Annotated in this window: 17 protein-coding genes and 1 pseudogene; 11 read left to right on the forward strand and 7 right to left on the reverse strand. The window is 42.2% G+C overall.

The genetic code is table 11. The features are described from left to right. The coding region (locus tag ACESK1_RS08015; RefSeq protein ID WP_372919666.1) for a DegT/DnrJ/EryC1/StrS family aminotransferase at positions 1-598 on the reverse strand (598 nt) is incomplete at its 3' end. 170 nt (positions 599-768) lie between these two features. On the opposite strand from ACESK1_RS08015, the gene ACESK1_RS08020 reads away from it, so the two are divergent. From ACESK1_RS08020 to ACESK1_RS08035, 4 genes are all read left to right on the forward strand, one after another. Then, positions 769-1,935, forward strand: a complete 1,167-nt coding sequence (locus ACESK1_RS08020; RefSeq protein ID WP_372919667.1) for a 3-deoxy-D-manno-octulosonic acid transferase — start codon at positions 769-771, stop codon at positions 1,933-1,935. Positions 1,936-2,035: 100 nt separating this feature from the next. Further along, positions 2,036-2,278: a hypothetical protein gene (locus ACESK1_RS08025; protein ID WP_372919668.1), complete on the forward strand. Its 243-nt coding sequence runs from the start codon at positions 2,036-2,038 to the stop codon at positions 2,276-2,278. A 258-nt stretch (positions 2,279-2,536) separates the two neighbouring features. Continuing rightward, positions 2,537-2,689 carry a hypothetical protein gene (locus tag ACESK1_RS08030; RefSeq protein WP_372919669.1) on the forward strand — a complete coding sequence of 51 codons (153 nt, stop codon included), beginning with the start codon at positions 2,537-2,539 and terminating at the stop codon, positions 2,687-2,689. 21 nt (positions 2,690-2,710) lie between these two features. Then, entirely contained in the window at positions 2,711-2,872 is a 162-nt protein-coding gene (locus tag ACESK1_RS08035; protein ID WP_372919670.1) for a hypothetical protein, read from the forward strand. Between the two features lie 57 nt (positions 2,873-2,929). Here the strand turns inward: ACESK1_RS08035 and ACESK1_RS08040 are convergent, their stop codons facing one another. The 4 genes from ACESK1_RS08040 to ACESK1_RS08055 all read right to left on the reverse strand — a co-directional run bounded on the left by ACESK1_RS08040 (position 2,930) and on the right by ACESK1_RS08055 (position 7,831). Then, the gene (locus tag ACESK1_RS08040; protein WP_372919671.1) at positions 2,930-3,703 is read right to left on the reverse strand and encodes an XRE family transcriptional regulator; all 774 of its coding nucleotides are present in this window, start codon (positions 3,701-3,703) and stop codon (positions 2,930-2,932) included. 229 nt (positions 3,704-3,932) lie between these two features. Continuing rightward, positions 3,933-4,301: a PleD family two-component system response regulator gene (locus tag ACESK1_RS08045; protein WP_372919672.1), complete on the reverse strand. Its 369-nt coding sequence runs from the start codon at positions 4,299-4,301 to the stop codon at positions 3,933-3,935. A gap of 2 nt (positions 4,302-4,303) precedes the next feature. Next, on the reverse strand, positions 4,304-6,943 hold the full coding sequence (locus ACESK1_RS08050) for a PAS domain S-box protein (protein ID WP_372919673.1): 2,640 nt from the start codon (positions 6,941-6,943) through the stop codon (positions 4,304-4,306). Positions 6,944-7,084: 141 nt separating this feature from the next. Beyond that, positions 7,085-7,831, reverse strand: coding sequence for an SDR family NAD(P)-dependent oxidoreductase (locus ACESK1_RS08055; protein WP_372919674.1), 747 nt, complete (start codon positions 7,829-7,831; stop codon positions 7,085-7,087). Between the two features lie 110 nt (positions 7,832-7,941). Between ACESK1_RS08055 and ACESK1_RS08060 the strand changes: the two genes are divergently transcribed. From ACESK1_RS08060 to ACESK1_RS08080, 5 genes are all read left to right on the forward strand, one after another. Continuing rightward, positions 7,942-8,616, forward strand: a complete 675-nt coding sequence (locus ACESK1_RS08060) for a M15 family metallopeptidase (RefSeq protein ID WP_372919675.1) — start codon at positions 7,942-7,944, stop codon at positions 8,614-8,616. Positions 8,617-8,751: 135 nt separating this feature from the next. After that, positions 8,752-9,966, forward strand: coding sequence for an exonuclease SbcCD subunit D C-terminal domain-containing protein (locus tag ACESK1_RS08065; RefSeq protein WP_372919676.1), 1,215 nt, complete (start codon positions 8,752-8,754; stop codon positions 9,964-9,966). A 3-nt stretch (positions 9,967-9,969) separates the two neighbouring features. Then, complete coding sequence (locus tag ACESK1_RS08070; protein WP_372919677.1) at positions 9,970-12,996, forward strand: AAA family ATPase; 3,027 nt, start codon at positions 9,970-9,972, stop codon at positions 12,994-12,996. Positions 12,997-13,047: 51 nt separating this feature from the next. Continuing rightward, the gene (locus tag ACESK1_RS08075; protein WP_372919678.1) at positions 13,048-14,283 is read left to right on the forward strand and encodes an ATP-binding protein; all 1,236 of its coding nucleotides are present in this window, start codon (positions 13,048-13,050) and stop codon (positions 14,281-14,283) included. A 211-nt stretch (positions 14,284-14,494) separates the two neighbouring features. Next, a complete protein-coding gene (locus ACESK1_RS08080) occupies positions 14,495-15,370 on the forward strand; it encodes a DUF808 domain-containing protein (protein WP_372919679.1) in 876 nt (291 codons plus the stop codon). A 77-nt stretch (positions 15,371-15,447) separates the two neighbouring features. Here ACESK1_RS08080 and ACESK1_RS08085 read toward each other — a convergent pair whose 3' ends face one another. Next, positions 15,448-17,235, reverse strand: coding sequence for a hypothetical protein (locus tag ACESK1_RS08085; RefSeq protein WP_372919680.1), 1,788 nt, complete (start codon positions 17,233-17,235; stop codon positions 15,448-15,450). A 157-nt stretch (positions 17,236-17,392) separates the two neighbouring features. Here ACESK1_RS08085 and ACESK1_RS08090 point away from each other — a divergent pair, with 157 nt between their 5' ends. Then, complete coding sequence (locus ACESK1_RS08090) at positions 17,393-17,737, forward strand: cupin domain-containing protein (protein ID WP_372919681.1); 345 nt, start codon at positions 17,393-17,395, stop codon at positions 17,735-17,737. A 117-nt stretch (positions 17,738-17,854) separates the two neighbouring features. Here the strand turns inward: ACESK1_RS08090 and ACESK1_RS08095 are convergent, their stop codons facing one another. Next, entirely contained in the window at positions 17,855-19,003 is a 1,149-nt protein-coding gene (locus tag ACESK1_RS08095; protein ID WP_372919682.1) for a site-2 protease family protein, read from the reverse strand. Between the two features lie 207 nt (positions 19,004-19,210). Between ACESK1_RS08095 and ACESK1_RS08100 the strand changes: the two are divergent. Further along, positions 19,211-19,442: pseudogene (locus ACESK1_RS08100) on the forward strand (saccharopine dehydrogenase); the annotation flags it as partial.

Here is a 19,442-nt window from a genome sequence, read left to right on the forward strand (position 1 = left end):
CATCACCGTAACATCCAAGGTTTTTAGATGGGAAAAAAGATGTTGCGCCCACATCCCCAATTGCTCCTGTTTTATATGTCTTTCCATCTTCTGAATGGAAATTCCCTCCTATAGCCTGAGCATTATCTTCAATAACATACAGGTTATGTTCTTTGGCTATTTTCATAATCTCATCCATATCTGCCGACTGGCCGAAAAGATGCACGGGAACTATAGCTTTGGTCTTTGGGGTAATGGCTTTTTTGATTGCCTCAGGGTCTATATTGAAGGTGTCGGGTTTTACGTCTACCAGCACTGGCGTTAATTGCAGCAGGGCAATCACTTCAACTGTGGCGGCAAAAGTAAAATCGGCGGTGATAACTTCATCCCCGGGTTTCAGGTCAAGCCCCATCATGGCTATTTGCAGGGCATCGGTACCATTGGCGCATGGGATAACATGTTTTACTCCAAGATAATCTTCAAGTTCTTTCTGAAACTGCTGGACCTGAGGCCCGTTTATAAATGCTGCTGATTCTATAACTTCCTTAAACGAGGCGTTTACTTCATCTTTTATTTCGGCATATTGACCCTTAAGGTCAACCATTTGTAAGTTTTTCATAGGTCATTTTTATAATGCACGAAAATACGAAATATCGGTCCTTCCGCCAATCTATTTTCAGGAAAGGCCTATTTTAGCGGAAGAAAAACAGGGTTTTGCATATCATCTATAATTCATTCACCAGGTTAACCGAATTCCTCCTGCCGGCGAGCGGGATCTTAAGTCAAAAAATGAAGCTTTTTGTTAAAGGCAGAAAGGAGGTTTTTCCACGCTTGAAAAGTGAAATTAAAACAGGAGAAAAATACATCTGGGTTCACGCCGCTTCCCTTGGTGAGTTTGAACAAGCCGTACCCGTTATTGAGCTGTTGAAAGAAAAATATCCACACCACAGGATTTTGGTGACCTTCTTTTCTCCTTCAGGTTATGAGAATAAGAAGAAGCACCCCCTCGCCGATATCATCACTTATCTCCCCCTTGACACCCCGGGCAATGCCAGCAAATTCCTTAACCTGGTAAAACCTGAACTTGTATTCTTTGTGAAGTACGATATTTGGCCAAATTTCCTGAGGGAAATAAATCAAAGAGGAATACGCAGTTTTCTTATTTCAGGGGCCTTCAGGAAAGATCAAATCTACTTTAAAGGCTATGGCACCTGGATGAAAAAAGCGCTACAAAGCTTTGAACATATTTTTGTTCAGAACCAGGAATCGAAAGATCTACTGGAGAAAAACGGCTTCAGGAATGTTAGCCTTAGTGGCGACACCAGGTTTGACCGGGTTGCACGACAACTCGCTTATGACAATAAACTCGAAGTCCTCGAAAATTTCCTGAATGGAGAGCTCTGTATCGTCGCCGGCAGTACCTGGCCAGAAGATGAAGAATTGCTGCTGAAGTATATAAATTCAGCACCTTCAGGAGTGAAATTTGTGATCGCCCCTCATGAGGTCAAACCTGAAAAGATCAGGAACTTAAAAAAAAGAATAAAGATACCTGCTGTTCTGTATTCTGAAACCCCTGGCCGCGACCTTAAGGATTTTCAGCTGCTGATAATCGACAATATTGGTCTGCTCAGCAGAATTTACAGCTATGCAAACATTGCTTATGTAGGCGGTGCGGCCGGGGATACCGGGCTTCATAACATTCTGGAACCTGCCACCTTCGGAATTCCTATCGTAATAGGGAAGAATTTCAAAAAATTCCCGGAGGCCAGGAAACTTCAGCAACTCGCAGGATTATATTCGGTGGCTTCCGAAGATGAGCTTACGGAGATAATGAATAAAATGGTGGAAAATGACGAGTTCCGAACCAAAACAGGAATGATTGCCGGGCATTTCATCAATTCAAATACCGGTGCAACCCGGGTAATAGGTGAATACCTCTCAGAAAAGGCTATTTAATTTCCCTTTTTTAAGATTTTTCTGCTAAAAAATCACAAATAAGACCCATAGAATAGATTTTCAGCCTATTTTCACAGATTGAACTAAAAACTACAATTTTATGAAACGTGTATTTGTAATAGGAAGTTTATTCCTTGTAAGTACTTTAAGTCTGGTTTCCTGTCGCGAAACTTCTGAGAATGAGAAAGAAGTTATCGTTAGAGAACGAGAGGTTGAAGTAGAAAAAGAAACTCCTGAAACTGAAGAACGCAAAGGCATCCTGGAGAGAACAGGAGAAAGAGTTGATAAGGAAGTTAATAAAGAGATAGACGAAGAGATCGATAAAATTGGAGATGACAATTAGAAAAACCTATGGTTTTATCTTAAATCATCGATGATTTCTGGAATTTTATGAAAATTTTAGCAGTAAAATGAGCTTAACATATGGTCACATCTCTAATTTTGCTGAATATAAACTAAAAACAACCAAATTATGAAACGACCAATTTTATTACTAGCAATGATATTTACGTTGTCAACCGCTTTAACTTCCTGTAGAGAAGTAAAGGAGGAAGAAAACGAAATGGAAATGCACAGCGATGACATGGACGACATGGATGACATGGATGACATGGACGATGTTGGCAACGATATCGAAGATGCAGTCGATGACACGGGTGACGCTTTAGAAAATGCTGCCGACGAAACAGGAGATGCTATCGACAGAGGCGCTCAGGAGGTAGAAGATGAGGTCGAAGGTAACGACGATCTTTAATATATATTTGATTCTTAAATTATGAAAAAGTTAGTTTTTTTATTGGCGCTTACTTTTAGTACCGCTGCGGTTTTCACCTCCTGTAGGGATGATCGTTCCGGTGTTGAAAAAGCTGCAGACGACATTGAAGATGCTGCAGATGATGTAGGTGATGCCATAGACGATGCTACAGACGACATGTAGTATCACAACAACCTTTATTAACGACAACCAAAAACCCTCTCACAAAGAGGGTTTTTTTTATGCCTCTTTCTTAAAAGATTTAAGGTCCCTTTTTAATTCTTCCATAGATTGCTGCAGCTCCCTGAAAAGCCCGCTCTGGGAAGGATTATCGAGGTTAAAGGTGAGCTTGCTGTTTACCTGCCAGAGTTCCTGTATGTCGTTCACATCAATTTCTATAGGCAAATATTCTTCGTTAAAAGATATGAGCAGCAGCTTAGCGGGATCGGGTAATTGTTGTAGTTTCTTCACCAAAACCGAATCATAGAGTACCACTACATAAACTTTGTTATTTGATACCTGGCTCAGATCGGGTACGGCTTTTCCCAGAACCCACTCTCCGGGATAATAATTTGGAAGCATACTATCTCCCTCAACCTGGAAACCACGATAAGTAGCATTGCGGAATTCCGGCAGGGGAATATCAAAAGCCGGCAATTGATTATACCATTCTACATCCTGTACATTATGAGGGTATCCGGCAGCTGCCTTTTGGTTAACCATGAGAATATTCTCATTATCGGCACTATCAACCGTGACCACTTTAGGACTTACGTCACCTTTACTTAGTTGCAGATATTTCTGGCCGCTTTCTCCAAACAACCATAGGGGATTAATCCCAAACCGACTCAAAAGTCCGGCTACTACCTTACCGGATAATTTGGTCCGACCGCGTTCAATATCAGCGGTAGAGTTCTTGATGCCCAGTAATTCTGCAAACTCAGACTGAGTGAAGTTGTTTTCTTCTCTTACTTCCTTAAAGTGCTTGATCTCAATTGATGGTGGTGTTCCCATAGAAGAAGTGTTTTCGGAATAATTCCCATTTAGGTTTCAAATTTATTGGATTTATTCCAATACCGCAAAAAATTCTATGGGTTTATCTAAAAAATTTGCAGTACCAATAACTTATTTACAAAATGAATCATCCTCAGGGTAAAAAGCCATTCCCTGAAGCCATGACTCTATATTCATCCCTCGCCTTCTTTAACTACATTTAAGCGATATTATAAACTATAGCTAATCTTTATTTTCCCAGAATACCATTGATCTTTTTAATAAGATCTTCCATTTCAAAGGGCTTGGCAATAAAATCATTTGCTCCCGCTTCCTTGCACTTGGGCCCGGCATCATGCAAAGCAGACATCATAAGTACAGGAGTATCTTGAGTCTCGGGGTTTTCCCTAATTTCTGCACAAACATCAGTGCCATTCACTCCGGAAATAAGCATATCCAGTAAGACAATGTCTATATTGTGCTGCAGGATCAAATCCTGGGTTTCTAATGGTTTTTCGGTTACAATAACTTCATATCCATAAAATTCCAGCAGGGTTTTCAACATTTCCCCGATCCCTGAATCATCATCAACCACTAATATTTTTGAATTTTCTTCCATAATTAATCTTCAATATCAAGTAAAAAACTGAATTCGGCGCCTTTGCCCAGCTCGCTGGAAATTTTTATTTCCCCCTTATGCCTGTCTATGATCTCTTTAGCCAGAAAAAGTCCAATCCCAAATCCTGAGTAAGTATCTTCTTCCTTTTTATCAATTCTAAAAAAGCGCTTAAAAATATTCTTTTGGTCGGTTCTGGAGATACCAATCCCCTTATCTTTTACACTTACCTTAACACGATTTTTACTATCTCCCTTAACACTAAGTCTAATATGATTATTATCAGGAGAGTATTTTATTGCATTGGTTATTAAATTGATAAGTACCTGGCCAATCCTGTCTCTATCGGCAAATACCTGGCAGTTTAATTCATGTTCCACTTCAATTTTATGCTGAGTATTGGTGAAGGTTATGTCTTGAATAGTTTCATCTACCAGGTCATTAAGACTGAATCTTTCTTTCTGAAGTTCCAGCTTATTTTCTTCTATACGGGTAAGGTCAAGTATTTCGGAGATAAGTCGGGTCAACCTGGTGATCTGGTGATCTATTCTTTGCAGCGAAGACTTCAAAGGCAGGTTTGTTGGAATAGGCTCCCTGGATTTCTGAAGCAGGCTTAATAATAACTGGACGTAACCTTTTATGGATGTAACAGGAGTTTTAAGCTCATGACTAACCATTTTCAGGAAATCTTCTTTTCGTTTTTCTTCTTCTTTGATCTTATGGATCTCGGTATTAGTACCAATCCACATCTGTATGTTTCCGCTTTCATCTTTAACCGCTTCTGCCATGGATAAATGCCAGCGAAATTTCCCGGCTTTATCTTTAAGACGCAGTTCCATCTCAAAATCCTTGCCTTCCTGAAGAGATCTTCTCCAACGATCTTCGTATACGGCTCTATCTTCATCATGAATAAACTGGGTCCATCCCTGGGTTTTCAGAGCTTCACTGTCCTGACCTGTAAATTCCAGCCAGTTCTGGTTAAAATAAATATTATTCCCAACTGCATCGGTATTATTCACCTTTCCGGGCATAAGATCGGCCATTTGCCTGAAGTGGGATTCACTCTCCTTCAACAGATTCTTAGACTTCACCATCTCGGTAACATCTACAGCCATATTCAAAATGCCATAGATCTTTCCCTGCTCATTGCGGAGGGCTTTATAGGTAAAGTTGAAATAACCGGTTTGCATTTTGTCCCCAATCATAAGTTCAACTTTATCTTCCTTTCCCCAATAGGTTTCCCCGGTCGTATACACTTTATCCAGCAGATCATGAAAAGGCTGTCCCTCAAGTTCCGGTAAAGCCTCTCTTAGGGTATTGCCAAGCACCTTCCTGGATTTTCCCCAAAGGCTGATCATAGCATCATTGGCCAGACTTACACGCATTTCCCGTCCCATATAGATAGCTGTAGCCACATCGGCCTCGCGTACTATAGTTTCAGTAAGATGTTCCTTTTCCTTTATGATTTTTTCCTTTCTGTGCTCTTCATGAATATCTACCACCGTACCGATCATCCCTTCAAAATTCCCGTCAAAATCGAACTTGGGACTACCGTGATTTACCACCCAGCGATATTCTCCGTTCTTATTTTTAATCCTGAAACGGTTGCTGAAGGCCTCCCGCTTACTATTTCCAAGATCAACAGTTACCACAGCATTTTCCCGATCATCGGGATGTACTGCATCAAGCCAGCCCCTACCCAGAGAATCTTCTTTCTTTTGCCCGGTAAAATCATACCAGTTCTTGTTTAAGTAATTCGCTCCACCCTCGGCTTTGGCTATCCAGATTATAGCAGGCACGGTATCGATAAGGTCACTAAGTCTTGATTCACTTTTCTCCACTTTCTTTCTTGAAAGCACCTGCTCGGTCACATCTACGGCATGCACAAAGATACCGTCTATTTCACCGGCCTGATTGCGCGTAGGCTGATATACAAAGTTGAGATAAGAATTCTTTAGATTCCCTTCTTCATCCTTTAGGTTGACAATAATCTCATTTCCAATGAAAGGCTCCCCGGTATGATATACATTATCCAGAAGGTCAACAAACCCCTGCTTCCCGACTTCAGGTAGGGCCTCTTCGACTGTTTTTCCCAGAATATCCCGGTTCCCGATCAACTGCAGGTAATTGTCATTGGCAACTTCAAAAATATGATTTGGACCTTTCAGGGTACAAATACTTGCAGGTGCATTTGAAAATATTTCCCTAAAAACTCTTTGAAAATATTTCTCCTGCCCCTTATTCCCGGAATGATTTTTCTGTTTCTTAAAGCTTAACAAAATCAGCTTTTCTCCTGTAGGAGTTTTTATGAGGGAGGAATTCAGAATATAAGTACGTAGCCCTTCATGGCCGTTAGGAAGATTTAGGCTTACCCCCAATAATTTATCGCGGGAATTTTTCCTGATATCAAGATGTTCCTGTAATTCCTGACGGGATTCCCCGTGAAATAAGTCCAGAAAAGCCTGCCCGGCATCCGTTTCGAGTTCAAAGTCTTTATCAAAAACCTTATTAGATCCGATTATTTTTAATTCCTCATCAAGTATGACAAGAGGTTCCCGCAGATCTGAAATAAGGGAATTCGCAAAAGCAAAAACCTCATTCTCGTAAGCCGAGTCAGGGTTTTCGCTTTCCGTTAATTTATTCATAGATGAATTATGGTAGTCTTTTCCGATACACTAATATTAGGCTACTAAAATAATGGCTTTGAGCCAAAGGAGCTCCAAATCTTTTCTTATGAATTTCTTAAAACTTTAGCGCCCGCTGAAATACATCGGATATTTTTCATATTACTGCGCCAGGTATCCACCATCTATAGGGTAATAGGAACCGGTAGCGAAGGAAGCCCTGTCCCCGGCTAACCACATGAATAGCTCCGCAACTTCCTCTGGTTCCCCTAAACGTCCAATGGGGTGAGCCTTGACTAACTCATCGAGCAAATCCTTATCCAGGTCATCCAACAAAGGTGTTTTAATAAAAGCCGGCCCTACCGAATTTACTCGCACTCCTTTAGCTGAATATTCCAACGCGGCGCTTTTTGTTAAGCCTAAAACCCCGTGCTTGGCAGCCACATATGCGGCTGAATTGGCAAAACCAACATCCCCGAGTATGGATGCTACATTTATAATTGAGCCCTTCCCATTCTCCAGCATGGCCGGTATCTGGTAGCGCATCCCATAGAAAACTCCCGAAAGGTTGATCGCGATCACTTTATCCCAGTCTTCGATCTCATATTCTCCTACCGGGGCCTTTTCTCCACCAATCCCGGCATTGTTAACAGCAATATCCAGTTTCCCGAAATGAGACAACGCTTCTTCCACACTCTTTTCTGAATCCTCAGGTTTCGAGGCATCGGCTTTTACAAAAAATGCCTTTCCTCCGGCATCTTTTATTTCGTCTACCAGCTCCTTGCCTTTTTCCTCATCGATATCGGTAAGTAAAACCGAAGCTCCATTCTTTGCAAACAGAAGTGCCGTGCTTTTACCTATTCCTGATGCTGCTCCGGTAATGAGAGCGACTTTCCCTTTTAACTCCATAATTATACTATTTAATTGTTTATCTCCTCAAGATAAACTCAAAATGACTCAAAAACCATGAGAAAACTCATGATAGCATATTTTACTTAAATTGCCGGGAAATCCCCCTCATGAAAGCTTTTGTGTTTACACTTATATTTCTCCTTTGTTTTTCTGGAATTGCCCAGGATAAAGCCCTACCGGAAGGATTTGTATATCTGCACCAAATGATTCCCGGGATTGAACTAGACATCCGGTATGCCGGCGAAAATAATTTTCTTGGCAAACCGGTAAATGGATATAACCGGCCGGTAGCGATCTTAAGCAGGCCTGCAGCAGAAGCTTTGGCGAAGGTTCAAAATGAGCTGATGAAACAGGGGCTCTGTCTTAAGATATTCGACGCCTACCGCCCCCAGATCGCGGTCGACCATTTTGTGATGTGGGCCCGGGATGCAGCCGACACCCTGGCTAAACAGAAATTCTATCCCGATGTTCCTAAATCAGAGCTTTTTCAAAAGGGATATATCGCATCAAAATCGGGGCATTCTCGTGGCAGTACAATCGATCTTACCATAATTGACGCTGAAACCAAAGAAGAACTGGATATGGGTAGCTCCTATGATTTCTTCGGAATTATCTCTCATCACGATTCAGCACAACCAACAAAAGAACAAAAAGCCAACCGGGAAATGCTGAAAAGCCTGATGATGAAGCACGGCTTTCATCCCTACCCTGAAGAATGGTGGCACTACACTTTAAGGAACGAACCATATCCCGAAACCTATTTTGAGTTCCCTGTAGAATAGTCCCTCGTCTCTGCGTAAATAAGGTTAGTCCAGCTCAGTCTTGACCCAACAATTATCCCATTAAAAAGTCAGCTTTTGTCGTTTGCATGACTAATTTTGTATTTTGAAACCGGGTACCTCAATAAACTGTCTTCTATGAAAATACTCCATACCGCCGACTGGCATATAGGTAAGAAACTACATAAACATGAGCTTTCTGAAGATTTTGAGCTCTTTATTGCGTGGTTGTGCGGATTTATTGAAAAAGAGTCAGTAGATGTTTTATTGATCTCGGGAGATGTCTTTGATCTGGCCAATCCTTCTTCAGAAGCCCGGAAACAATACTACCGTGCCTTGATGAAACTCCGGAAACTCGATTGCAAGCTCATCATCACAGGCGGAAATCACGATTCCCCCGCGATGTTGGACGCGCCAAAGGAAATACTCAGGGAACTTGAAATGCACGTAATTGGTGGCCTCCCCAAAAACCTGGAAGACCTTATCATTCCTGTAAAAAACAGCAACGATGAAACGGAACTGGTAATCGCTGCAGTGCCCTACCTGCGGGACGCCGATCTGCGAAGTGCCGTGGAAGGACAAACCTACGAAGACAGGCTGGAGGCAATTCGCATGGGAATTCAGCAGTGTTTTAGTCAGGCTTCTGAAATATGCGAGAGAGAATATCCCGGTATCCCGGCTATTGCCATGGGCCACCTTTTTGCCGCCGGCGCTGAAACTTCAGAAAGCGAGCGGGAAATACAAATTGGAAACCTGGCCGCTTTTAATGCCCTTCAGTTTGGGGAGTATTTTAGCTATATCGCTTTAGGGCATATTCATAAGCCACAAAAATTAAATTCTGCCGTTCCCACTTATTACAGCGGTTCTCCCCTTCCCCTTTCCTTCAGTGAAAGAAAAGATGAAAAACGGGTACTGCTGTTAAATACCGAAACCGGTTGGGAGCCAGAGAACATCCCTGTACCGCCTTTCCGCAGTCTGTTGAGGATTAGCGGCAACATAGGAGAACTGGAATTAAAGCTCAAAGCTCCCGGAGACCAAAGGCAATTGGAATCCCTGATTGAGGTAGAACTCACGGAAGAAAATTATGATGCCGATAAGATCCTGCAACTCGATACCCTGGTGAGCAATTTCGAACTTGAAGGTTTCAGGATCGTAAAGCACAGGGTGAATTTTAAAAACCGCATCACCGGAGCATCAGAGCTATACCGGGAACAGAAACTGGAAGATCTTAAACCTAAAGAGGTTTTTCTGGAGCTCATAAACCGCCACGAATACGATGATAAAACCAAAGAAGAGATCCTCAGCGCTTTTGAGGAAATCCTGTTGGAAACCTATCAAAATGAGAATGTGTAAATCATGAAAATACTCAGGATAGAATTCAAAAATATTAATTCTCTTAAAGGAGAAAACCAGATAGATTTTACAGACTCGCCTTTTACCGGCAGTTCCCTTTTCGCCATAACGGGACCTACAGGTAGTGGGAAGAGCACTATCCTGGATGTGATCTCTCTCGCCCTTTTCAACAACATTCCCCGAATGGGAAAGATCTCCACTTCCGAGATCAACAGGACGGGGGCAATTCTAACCCGGAACCAGCAGGAGGCTATGGCTGCAGTTACCTACCAGGGAAAATCGGGGATTTATAGGTCGCAATGGAGTATTTCTACAGCCAGAACCGGGAACCTGCGGGATTATGAAATGGAACTCAGCGATGTTGGAACCGGAAAACTTATAGATCTGAAAAAGTCGGAAGTGCCTGGGAAGAATGAAGAACTCATTGGCTTAAATTACAACCAGTTTATAAAAGCGGTATTATTAGCTCAGGGAGAATTCGCCCAATTCCTGAAAGCCAAAAAAGAGGAGCGCGGGGAATTGCTGGAAAAGATAACCGGAACTGGAATTTACAGGCAACTGGGCATGCTGGCCTTTCAGAAATACCGGGAAGAAAACAGGGAAATACAAACCAAACAAAACAGGATAGAAGCGATAAAAGAACAGTTGCTAAGCCAGGAAGCCTATGCTAAAAAGACCGCGGACCTAAAAGACAAAGACAGGCTTGAGCTGGATCTGAAAAAAAAGATCGATAGCCTGAATAAAAACCTGGAATTAAAAGAAAAGATCAGGATTCAGGAAAAAGACATCAGCACCCGCGAAAAACAAAAGTCGGAAGCGGAAGAAAATTTAAAATCATTCGATCGGGAACACGGCTACCCGCTCAAGCAACACGAAAAGATAGAAGACAACGCAGAGGAATTGCGAAGCTGGACCTTGCTGAAAAAAGAAATCCACGACCTGGATGAAGATTTGAAACAGCTCCGGGAAAGGGAACAGCAAAATAAAGAAAATCAAAAATCCTGTTTGCAGGAAGCAGGAACTCTAACTGGCACCGACTTAACCTCAGAAACAATAATTGAAAGTCTGGAAGTTTTCTACAAAAAAATAAGCTGGCTGGAAGAAGAGCGGCGAACAAAAGTTCAGGAGTTCAAGGCGCTTCGCGATCAGTTTCAGACTGAAACCCGGGAACTTTCTATAATCCTGGCAGAAGAAAATCCGAAGAAAACCCGGGAAGAATTAACACAGCTTGCTCAAGTTTCAGAAGAAAAGTGTCATGAATTACAGGAATATTTAAAAGGAATTGATCTTGGAAATATTTCCAGAGAAAAACAAAAGATAGGTTCCCGTCTGGAACTGGCGCGGGAAGCCTGGAGGAAAGAAGATGAATTAAAGAATATCACTTCTGAAGTAGAAAAGCTGCAGCGAGAGGAAGATGGGCTTAAAACTAAATCAATGACCCTTCCTCAGGAAATCGAAAAGGCCAAAGACAAATGTGCGTTGCTGGAAGAACGACAGGAAAGACTAAAGCTTAAAAAACAACATCAACTTCTGCAGGCCAAATTTGAAGAACAACGGCATATCCTGGAAGACGGTGAGCCTTGCCCCTTATGCGGTGCACTGGAGCATCCTCTTGCTGAATCGCTTCCTGAAAAAGATGATTCGTTGGAGCTCGAAATAAAAAAAGCTGCAGAGGAACTATCCGCCTGGAACAAAAAGCTCAGCACCTCTGAAACCGAATTAAAGCATCACAGGCTAAGATTGGAAAGCATACAGCAGGAATTAAAGCAAATACACACCAATCTTAATACCCGAAAAAAAGATTTTACAGAAAAATACGGGCACCTGCAGGAGGAGGAAAATAAATCCTGGGAAGAACTCTGCGAAGGATGGCAAAATAAACTGGTTAACCTGGAAGCCTGGGAAAAGGAACAAAACCGACTTCGAGCCATCAAGGCCGGAATTCCGTTGCTGGAGAGACTGGGCAAAGTTCTTGAAGAGGGTAAAAGAATAAAACTGGAAAGAGAAAATCTATACCGGGGCAAAGATATTTCCAAAGATACAGGTGATCTAAAGACGCGATGGACCAGGCTTTTGCAGGAACAAAAACATGTAAAAGAAAGACTGGATACACTTTTAGAAAGATCAGTTAAAAAAAAGAATGAATTCCAGAATTTGGAAACTCAGTTGCTAACCCAACTACGTGAAAAAGGTTTCGATGATATCGCCTCTGCAAGGAAGGCCTTAATGCCTGAAGTTGAATGCCGAGCCCTGAGAATGCGAAGGGAAGAAATACATAAGAATATAACCGCCGCCTCTTCTTCTTTAAAATTATTGCATTCTCAGCATGAAGAGCTTAGAAAAGTAGATGTCCGGGAATCCCGGGAGGAATTGCAGAAACTTCTGAATGACCAGCAGCAAAAGCTTGCCGAGGTTAGCGCGGAATGCAGAGAACTTTTTAGCAGCATTAAAAACCACGACAACAACCTGAAACACCTGAAGGAGATCGAGGTTCAGATAGCTGAAAAGGAGAAAAAGATAAGACGCTGGCGCCTGCTTGATGAACTTATTGGCGATTCAAAAGGCAAAAAATTCAACGATTTCGCCCAGGACCTGAGTTTGAGTCAGTTGTTGCATCTGGCCAATCACAGGCTGAAAGACCTGAGCGACCGCTATCGGATAGATAAGCCGGAAGACGAAGAAGATGACGGCCTGGTCGCCATTGACGAGCATATGGGTGGGCAGCGACGATCGGTAAAAACCCTGTCAGGTGGAGAAACCTTCATTCTGAGTTTATCTATGGCCCTGGCATTATCAGACCTTGCTTCCCGGAATGTAGAGATCAACTCGCTGTTTATAGACGAAGGATTCGGAACCCTGGATCCCGAAACCCTGGACCAGACCCTGGATACCCTGGAAAAACTACAGTCTGAAAGTGAAAAGACCATCGGTATTATCAGTCATGTGGATTCTTTGAAAGAACGAATCGCCACGCAGATAAAACTCAGCAGAAACGGACAAGGCTACAGCAGTCTTGAAATAATTGCTTAAGCTCCGGCAAGAGCAGGCTTAAATGACCCCACTAATTAATTTTTCTTATTTTTGGAAATTAATTTTTCAATCAACCGCCCTATCAGCAAGCAATTAGAACTCAGCAAAGAACAACAGGAAGAAATTGAATCCATAAAACAGATACCTATCGTATCTAAATTGCTGGATGTGATTTGTCGTACAACAGGAATGGGCTTTGCGGCAATCGCGAGGGTTTCTGATCAGGCCTGGATCACCTGTGCCATAAAAGATGAGATAGCCTTTGGGCTTGAGCCCGGGGATGAGCTGGATGTAAAAACCACTATTTGCCATGAGGTAAGGTTGAGCCGGGAAGCTGTTTTCATAGATCACGTAGAAAAAGACGTGCATTACTGTAAGCACCCCACCCCGATTCAATATGGGTTTCAGAGCTATGTGTCCTATCCTATATTCAGGAAAGATGGCAGCTTTTTTGGGACTTTATGTGCCATTGACCCAAATCCCACAAGGGTGAATACGCCGGAGATCAAAAATATGTTTGATCTTTTTTCTGAGCTTATCTCCTTTCATCTGAATGCTGTGGAAGAAATAAAAATTTCGGCTAATGAACTGGCAGATGAAAAACAAAACTCAGATCTGCGGGAACAATTTATCGCTATTCTTGGACACGATCTAAAAAATCCACTTGCCACTACGCGCATGAGCGCCGATCTGTTACTTAAGGTCTCAGATAACGAGATCGTAAAAAGACAGGCCGGCATTATTAAAAGCACAAGCTTCAGAATGGCCGGACTTATAGAAAATATCCTGGATTTTGCACGTGGCCGCTTAGGACAGGGAATTGTGATTGAACGGCAGCCCTGCCGGGACAGCTTACAGAAAACCTTGAAACAGGTGGTAAAGGAAGTAGACATCATGGCCCCGGGACGTAATATTGATCTGAAACTGGAAATAGAAGACGACGTAGACTGTGACGAAAACCGGATAGCGCAATTGTTTTCCAATCTGTTGGCCAATGCAGTTATTCACGGCTCTGAGGAGCATTCCATAGATGTTTTTGCCTCTTCTAAAGGTGGTGAATTCATGCTCTCAGTCAGCAATGGCGGTGACAAAATCCCTGATTCTGCCAAAAAGCATCTGTTCCAGCCCTTTTACCGGGAGGATGTAAAACCCGGGAAACAAGGTCTTGGTCTGGGGCTCTTTATAACTTCAGAAATTGCCCTGGCCCATGGAGGAAAAATGGAAGTGAACTCTACCGATGAACAAACTAAATTCATCTTCAGAATGCCCCTGAAAACAAAGGATTAATTAACTAATTTCATTTTACTTTCAATTCTGGTGCAAAACGAATATTGCTTTGGTTCCTGCTTTGGAATTTTCTTACCATCGGCAACAGCTTGATGAACACTAAAGTGAGGATTTAAGCTCCCATATTTAAACTTATACCGAAAATCACAATTCACAAAAACAGTTATTCTATCGACTAAAAACTTATCTTGCCTTCTTAAATTTAACACCTATGGCCTCAGGAATATTTGCAATTCTGGATGATATTGCAACTTTAATGGATGATGTGGCGACTATGAGTAAAGTCGCAGGTAAAAAAACCGCAGGGCTATTAGGCGACGATCTGGCCGTAAATGCTGAAAAAGCATCCGGATTTATTTCTTCCCGGGAATTGCCAGTACTCTGGGCAATCACAAAAGGCTCATTTCTAAACAAACTGATTATCCTGCCCCTGGCTTTTCTGCTAAGTGCATTTCTACCCTCTGCCATTATAGTGATCCTGGTAATAGGCGGACTCTACCTGGCCTATGAAGGTGCAGAAAAGATTTTTGAATATTTCTTTCCTCATTCCTCCACAGCTGAAAAACCCAAACTGGAAAAACTCTCTGAAGAGGAAATCCTGAGCAGAGAAAAGGAAAAAATAAAATCAGCGATCCTTACCGATTTCATACTCTCCGTGGAAATTGTTATCATAGCGCTAACCAGCGTTGAAAACCAGGAACTACTCACAAAAATTCTTGTGGTAAGCATCATCGCCCTGATAGCCACCGTGGGGGTTTACGGAATTGTAGCACTAATCGTTAGAATGGATGACTACGGACTTAAGCTCATCGCTTTAAACGATAGAGAAAACAGCTTCTCTGATAAAATCGGAAACTTCCTGATTAATGCGCTGCCAAAAGTTATCAAAAGCCTTACAGTGATCGGAACCATTGCCCTGCTATTGGTATCCGGAGGAATTTTTGTACATAACCTCCATTTTATGGAAGGCCTGTTTGAAAGCCTTCCCGGAATTCTCGTCGAATTCCTAACCGGTATGGTGGTTGGATCTGTAGTGTTGCTTCTCATAAAAGGCGGCACTAAAGTCTGGAAAAGCATAAAGAGCTGATTTAAGCCAGGGAATAAATTCCATAACCTAATCAGCTCCCGAAAAACGGTCAACCCTATTCAGTTCTCTACATAAACTTAACTACAAACAAGCATCATCTCTTCCAGTCTTTTTTCAGCCTTCTCCAGGGAAGATTCAAATCGGTTTGGGAAGGAATTCTCCTCAAGTAAACTGCAGTAATAAGAGATGCCTTCCTGCATGCTTTTAGCAAAGTTATTAAGGTTCCTTAGTGTTTTCTTATCAAATTCCTTTGTATCATTCAGCTCTTCCTGAAAATAATCCAGGTACAGCTCCAGCTCTTTGATAAACATATGCGGCCTTTCCTTATTGCTTAGCAGATCATTTCTTCCATAGATATGATCGGTCATTTCCTGAAGGGAAGCGATCCTGGAATAGTTGGCGATATTTGGCCCGGGGCAAATGGTAACCGCTTCCAGTTTTTTAAGAAAAGGTTCCTTATAGCTCACCGGCGCTGCATTGCTCAAACCAATACAAAGGCACTCTTTTGCCAACACCTCATCCAATTGCTTTTTAAACTCCTCCTCTGGTAATCCGGCTTCCTCAAGCTGCTTAACCTTTAGTTTCTGATATTTGGTTGAAGCTGTACAAATAGGTTCTTTGGTAAATTCGGTATTGGAAACCAGGTATTTTTCTGTACAGGGACTTCCGGGTTTTCCATTTTTAATTCGGTCCAGCTTCTCCTTTTCGGCGCTGGTATCTTTAAGGTAATTAAACCGAACTCCCAACGGGGAATTCTTGCTCAACAGCACATCTTCCTCCCCTGCTTTGCTTAAAAGATCAAGGGTATGTTCATCAACTGTTGTCGCTTCAGGACAAAGCAGAAAAGGCGTACCCCATCCTGTACTATCTACGCCATACTTTTTGCGGAGAAAATTTGCTTCTTCAGCAGTTCCTATCCCGCCCTGAACGGTAATTTTTATCGGGTGAGGTTTCTCAAAGCCGGCCTGACCTTTCGCCTTTATGGCAGGATCATAAATCCTGAAAAGCTCATCAGCCAGTTCCTCTCTTTTATTGCTGAATTCTTCCAAAATAGGTCCCAGCAGTAAACCCTGGGTAGCGAAGGCATGGCCTCCACAATTTAATCCCGATTCTATTCTGAATTCACTTACCCAGATGCCTTTTTTAGCCAGGTATTTTCCCTGGATCAATGCCGACCGGTAATCGCTCACTTTGATCACTATCCTTTTGCTGAAGGTCCCCCAGCCTGTAGCATCGAATTCTCTGAAATCTTCCAGGTAATTATAAAGCCTCGGATTCATCCCCGCCGAAAAGATCACCGCCGAATTATCGAGACTGCTCTGAGCATAGGCTTTTAAAGCCTCCAGCGCATCCGATCCATTCTCGATCAACTCCCCCGATTTATCAAAATTGTTCTTATCTACTTTGGTCATAATATTCACCTCTATAGCTCCTGCTGTAATCTCCTTGCGCAGAAGTTTTTCCAAGGTCTTCTTTAATTCTGCATCTCCTGTTTTAATAAATTCCTGGTATTTTTCTTTCAAGCCGGAGTTTTCCGGAAGCATCTCGAAATATTTAACCAGATCAGAACCTGTTTCAAAGGCTGAATTTCTGATTTTTTCCAGTCGATCCTGTACATTCCGGTTTACCAGGTCCAGGTAATCAGTTATACGGCGCGATCGGTAATTTTCTTCCTTGCTTGAGATCGGGACATAGGTTTCCCCGCTATCCTGATAGTAATATTTTCGCATAGTCTCGATAAGATTGTCTTCAATAATGGAAAGCGCCGAGCTAATCCCAAAAGCGGCAACCTTAACGGGAGAATCAATTGTAAAAGCAAGACCCATAACCGGGATATGGAACTGGTGCGGAGATAATGTATTCATAGTTCAGATAATTTTAAGCCGATAAAGATGAACAATCACCAGGCTTTAAAATATGAGCGGAATCATATTTTTGAAATTTGTGTTTCAAAATATCGACCGATTAACCTGATTGTTTATTGTATCTTCAAAAAAGTATTGACCAATTAAAGTCTAAAATATGAAGACAGCATCCCTTACCAAAAACCTGGAATACAACGAGTCCAAACCGGTTGTGGAAATCTTGTTGGATACCGATAGCAGCAAGGAAATTCGCATTTTGATGAAAAAAGGCCAGGTGATGAAAGAACATAAAACCTCCTACCCGATCATGGTGGAGATCTTCGAGGGCAAAATTTCCTTCGGAGTTAATGGCGACACCCACCAGCTTGAAAAAGGTGACCTTCTATCTTTGAAGGCTGGTATACCTCATGACCTGAAAGCTGAAGAAGACAGCACCATAAGGCTTTCCCTTTCCAAAGCAGATTCCGTGGAAAGAGTGAAAGAGGTGGCAAAAGGAAGTTAGAATAAAAAGTCTCGCCTGGGGTTAGGGTGGAATTTCTGAATTATCCGTTATGCCGGACTTTATCCCGCAGAACACTAAACGATAAACCATAAACGTTCTCAACAGAGAACAGAGGACTTAAGATATCTTCTCAGGGATTTCGTATTTACTTTTGAGCTCATCCATATCCAGTTGTTTCCCCACCGCTTCCTTTACCATTATAAACTCATAAATATTTTCCTTATCTATAATCCCGATTAATTTCCCGTTTTGCATTACGGGCGCAACAGAAATCTTTTGTACCAGAATTTTTTGGTAGATCTCCTGCAGCGGCATATCAGGATCCAGGCTCAGAAATTCGGTTTGCATAGCATCGGTTACAGGAGAAGAATTACCTTTTTCTGATAGTCCCTTAATCAGGTCATTCCGGCTTAAAATCCCCAGTACTTTTCCGTCTTCTACGATCACAAAATCGTGGGCCTGCCCGTCAAGAAGTAACCTCACGGCCTTTCCAAGATCGTCGTTTGGACTAAGCCTGGCAAATTGTTTCATCAGTATATCTTTCACCTTGTAACCTGTAAGTGAAGTTTTGGTCATTTCCATTTCTGCTTCGGCACTGGCGCCCAAATAGATAAATATCCCTATAAAAACCAGAAAAATATTCCCATAAAAGCCCAGAAAAACAAATCCAATAGCTAAAAATTGCCCTATCCCTGCTGCTATCTTTGTAGCCTTCCCGCGTTCAAACTTAAATAACAACAAAGCCCGCAGTATCCTTCCTCCATCCATAGGAAAAGCCGGAATTAGATTGAAAATCGCCAGAATCATATTAGCAAAAAGCAGGTTATACCAGAATCCCACCCCGCTAAAGTTCATTAGATTAAGCGGTTCAGAAAAGGAAGGGAGACTGTTAAAGGCTAAAAGGGCCAGAAGGATGAAAACACCTATCACAAGGTTTACCATGGGCCCGGCAATGGCCACCAAAAGTTCCTGCATGGGTTTTTCAGGGAATTTCTCCAGGCGTGCGAGACCACCAATTGGCAATAGGGTTATACTTTTTGTGTTGATATCGTATCGCTTGGCCGTTAAGGCATGGCCAAATTCATGCAGGGTGACACAAAGAAAGAGCGCCAGGATAAACACAACGCCCAGAATGCCCTGCATCATGTCCTGCTCCATCCTGTAATGCAGAATAAAGATCCATATCAAAAGGATCAGGAATGTCCAGTGAACCGAGACTTTTATCCCGGCAATTCGCCCAAGGTTTAAAGACCACTTCATTTCCATATTCTCAGCCTGTTAATTAATTTTCAGTGAAGTATAATGGGAATTCTCCTTTAAATTTACTGAATTTCTACAGATTTTCTACAATCTTCTTCCGAAAGCTTTAACTATCTAATGCTGGAATAAACTGACCAGGCCTGTCTAAATTTGGTTTTAGCATAACGAAGGATAAAGGTTCATAAAAACCTAAGAATTTCGTAAATTAAGAATATGAAAAAGCATTATAATATCATTATTGCAGGAGCAGGTGGGATTGCTGAAGCGGCCGCCCTGCTTCTCGCAGAATGGAGCGGGGTTACCTCCTCCATTTATATAGGAAACCGTACGCTCTCTAATGCTCAGGAATTAGTCAAATGGGTTAGAGAAGGAACCACAAAAACTTGTGAGATAGAGGCCTTTCATCTCCCGGAAGATAAAGTGACCGAAGAAATGAAAGCCATCC

The organism is Salegentibacter sp. (assembly GCF_041642575.1).
Taxonomy (GTDB): domain Bacteria; phylum Bacteroidota; class Bacteroidia; order Flavobacteriales; family Flavobacteriaceae; genus Salegentibacter.

Excerpts from the sequence above, each read along its gene's own strand:
- ACESK1_RS08050 (WP_372919673.1), bottom strand. The coding sequence starts at position 6,943 with ATGAATAAATTAACGGAAAGCGAAAACCCTGACTCGGCTTACGAGAAT.
- ACESK1_RS08085 (WP_372919680.1), bottom strand. The coding sequence starts at position 17,235 with ATGAATACATTATCTCCGCACCAGTTCCATATCCCGGTTATGGGTCTT.
- ACESK1_RS08025 (WP_372919668.1), top strand. The coding sequence starts at position 2,036 with ATGAAACGTGTATTTGTAATAGGAAGTTTATTCCTTGTAAGTACTTTA.
- ACESK1_RS08045 (WP_372919672.1), bottom strand. The coding sequence starts at position 4,301 with ATGGAAGAAAATTCAAAAATATTAGTGGTTGATGATGATTCAGGGATC.
- ACESK1_RS08055 (WP_372919674.1), bottom strand. The coding sequence starts at position 7,831 with ATGGAGTTAAAAGGGAAAGTCGCTCTCATTACCGGAGCAGCATCAGGA.
- ACESK1_RS08070 (WP_372919677.1), top strand. The coding sequence starts at position 9,970 with ATGAAAATACTCAGGATAGAATTCAAAAATATTAATTCTCTTAAAGGA.
- ACESK1_RS08095 (WP_372919682.1), bottom strand. The coding sequence starts at position 19,003 with ATGGAAATGAAGTGGTCTTTAAACCTTGGGCGAATTGCCGGGATAAAA.
- ACESK1_RS08080 (WP_372919679.1), top strand. The coding sequence starts at position 14,495 with ATGGCCTCAGGAATATTTGCAATTCTGGATGATATTGCAACTTTAATG.
- ACESK1_RS08065 (WP_372919676.1), top strand. The coding sequence starts at position 8,752 with ATGAAAATACTCCATACCGCCGACTGGCATATAGGTAAGAAACTACAT.
- ACESK1_RS08040 (WP_372919671.1), bottom strand. The coding sequence starts at position 3,703 with ATGGGAACACCACCATCAATTGAGATCAAGCACTTTAAGGAAGTAAGA.
- ACESK1_RS08060 (WP_372919675.1), top strand. The coding sequence starts at position 7,942 with ATGAAAGCTTTTGTGTTTACACTTATATTTCTCCTTTGTTTTTCTGGA.
- ACESK1_RS08020 (WP_372919667.1), top strand. The coding sequence starts at position 769 with ATGAAGCTTTTTGTTAAAGGCAGAAAGGAGGTTTTTCCACGCTTGAAA.
- ACESK1_RS08030 (WP_372919669.1), top strand. The coding sequence starts at position 2,537 with ATGGATGACATGGACGATGTTGGCAACGATATCGAAGATGCAGTCGAT.
- ACESK1_RS08035 (WP_372919670.1), top strand. The coding sequence starts at position 2,711 with ATGAAAAAGTTAGTTTTTTTATTGGCGCTTACTTTTAGTACCGCTGCG.
- ACESK1_RS08090 (WP_372919681.1), top strand. The coding sequence starts at position 17,393 with ATGAAGACAGCATCCCTTACCAAAAACCTGGAATACAACGAGTCCAAA.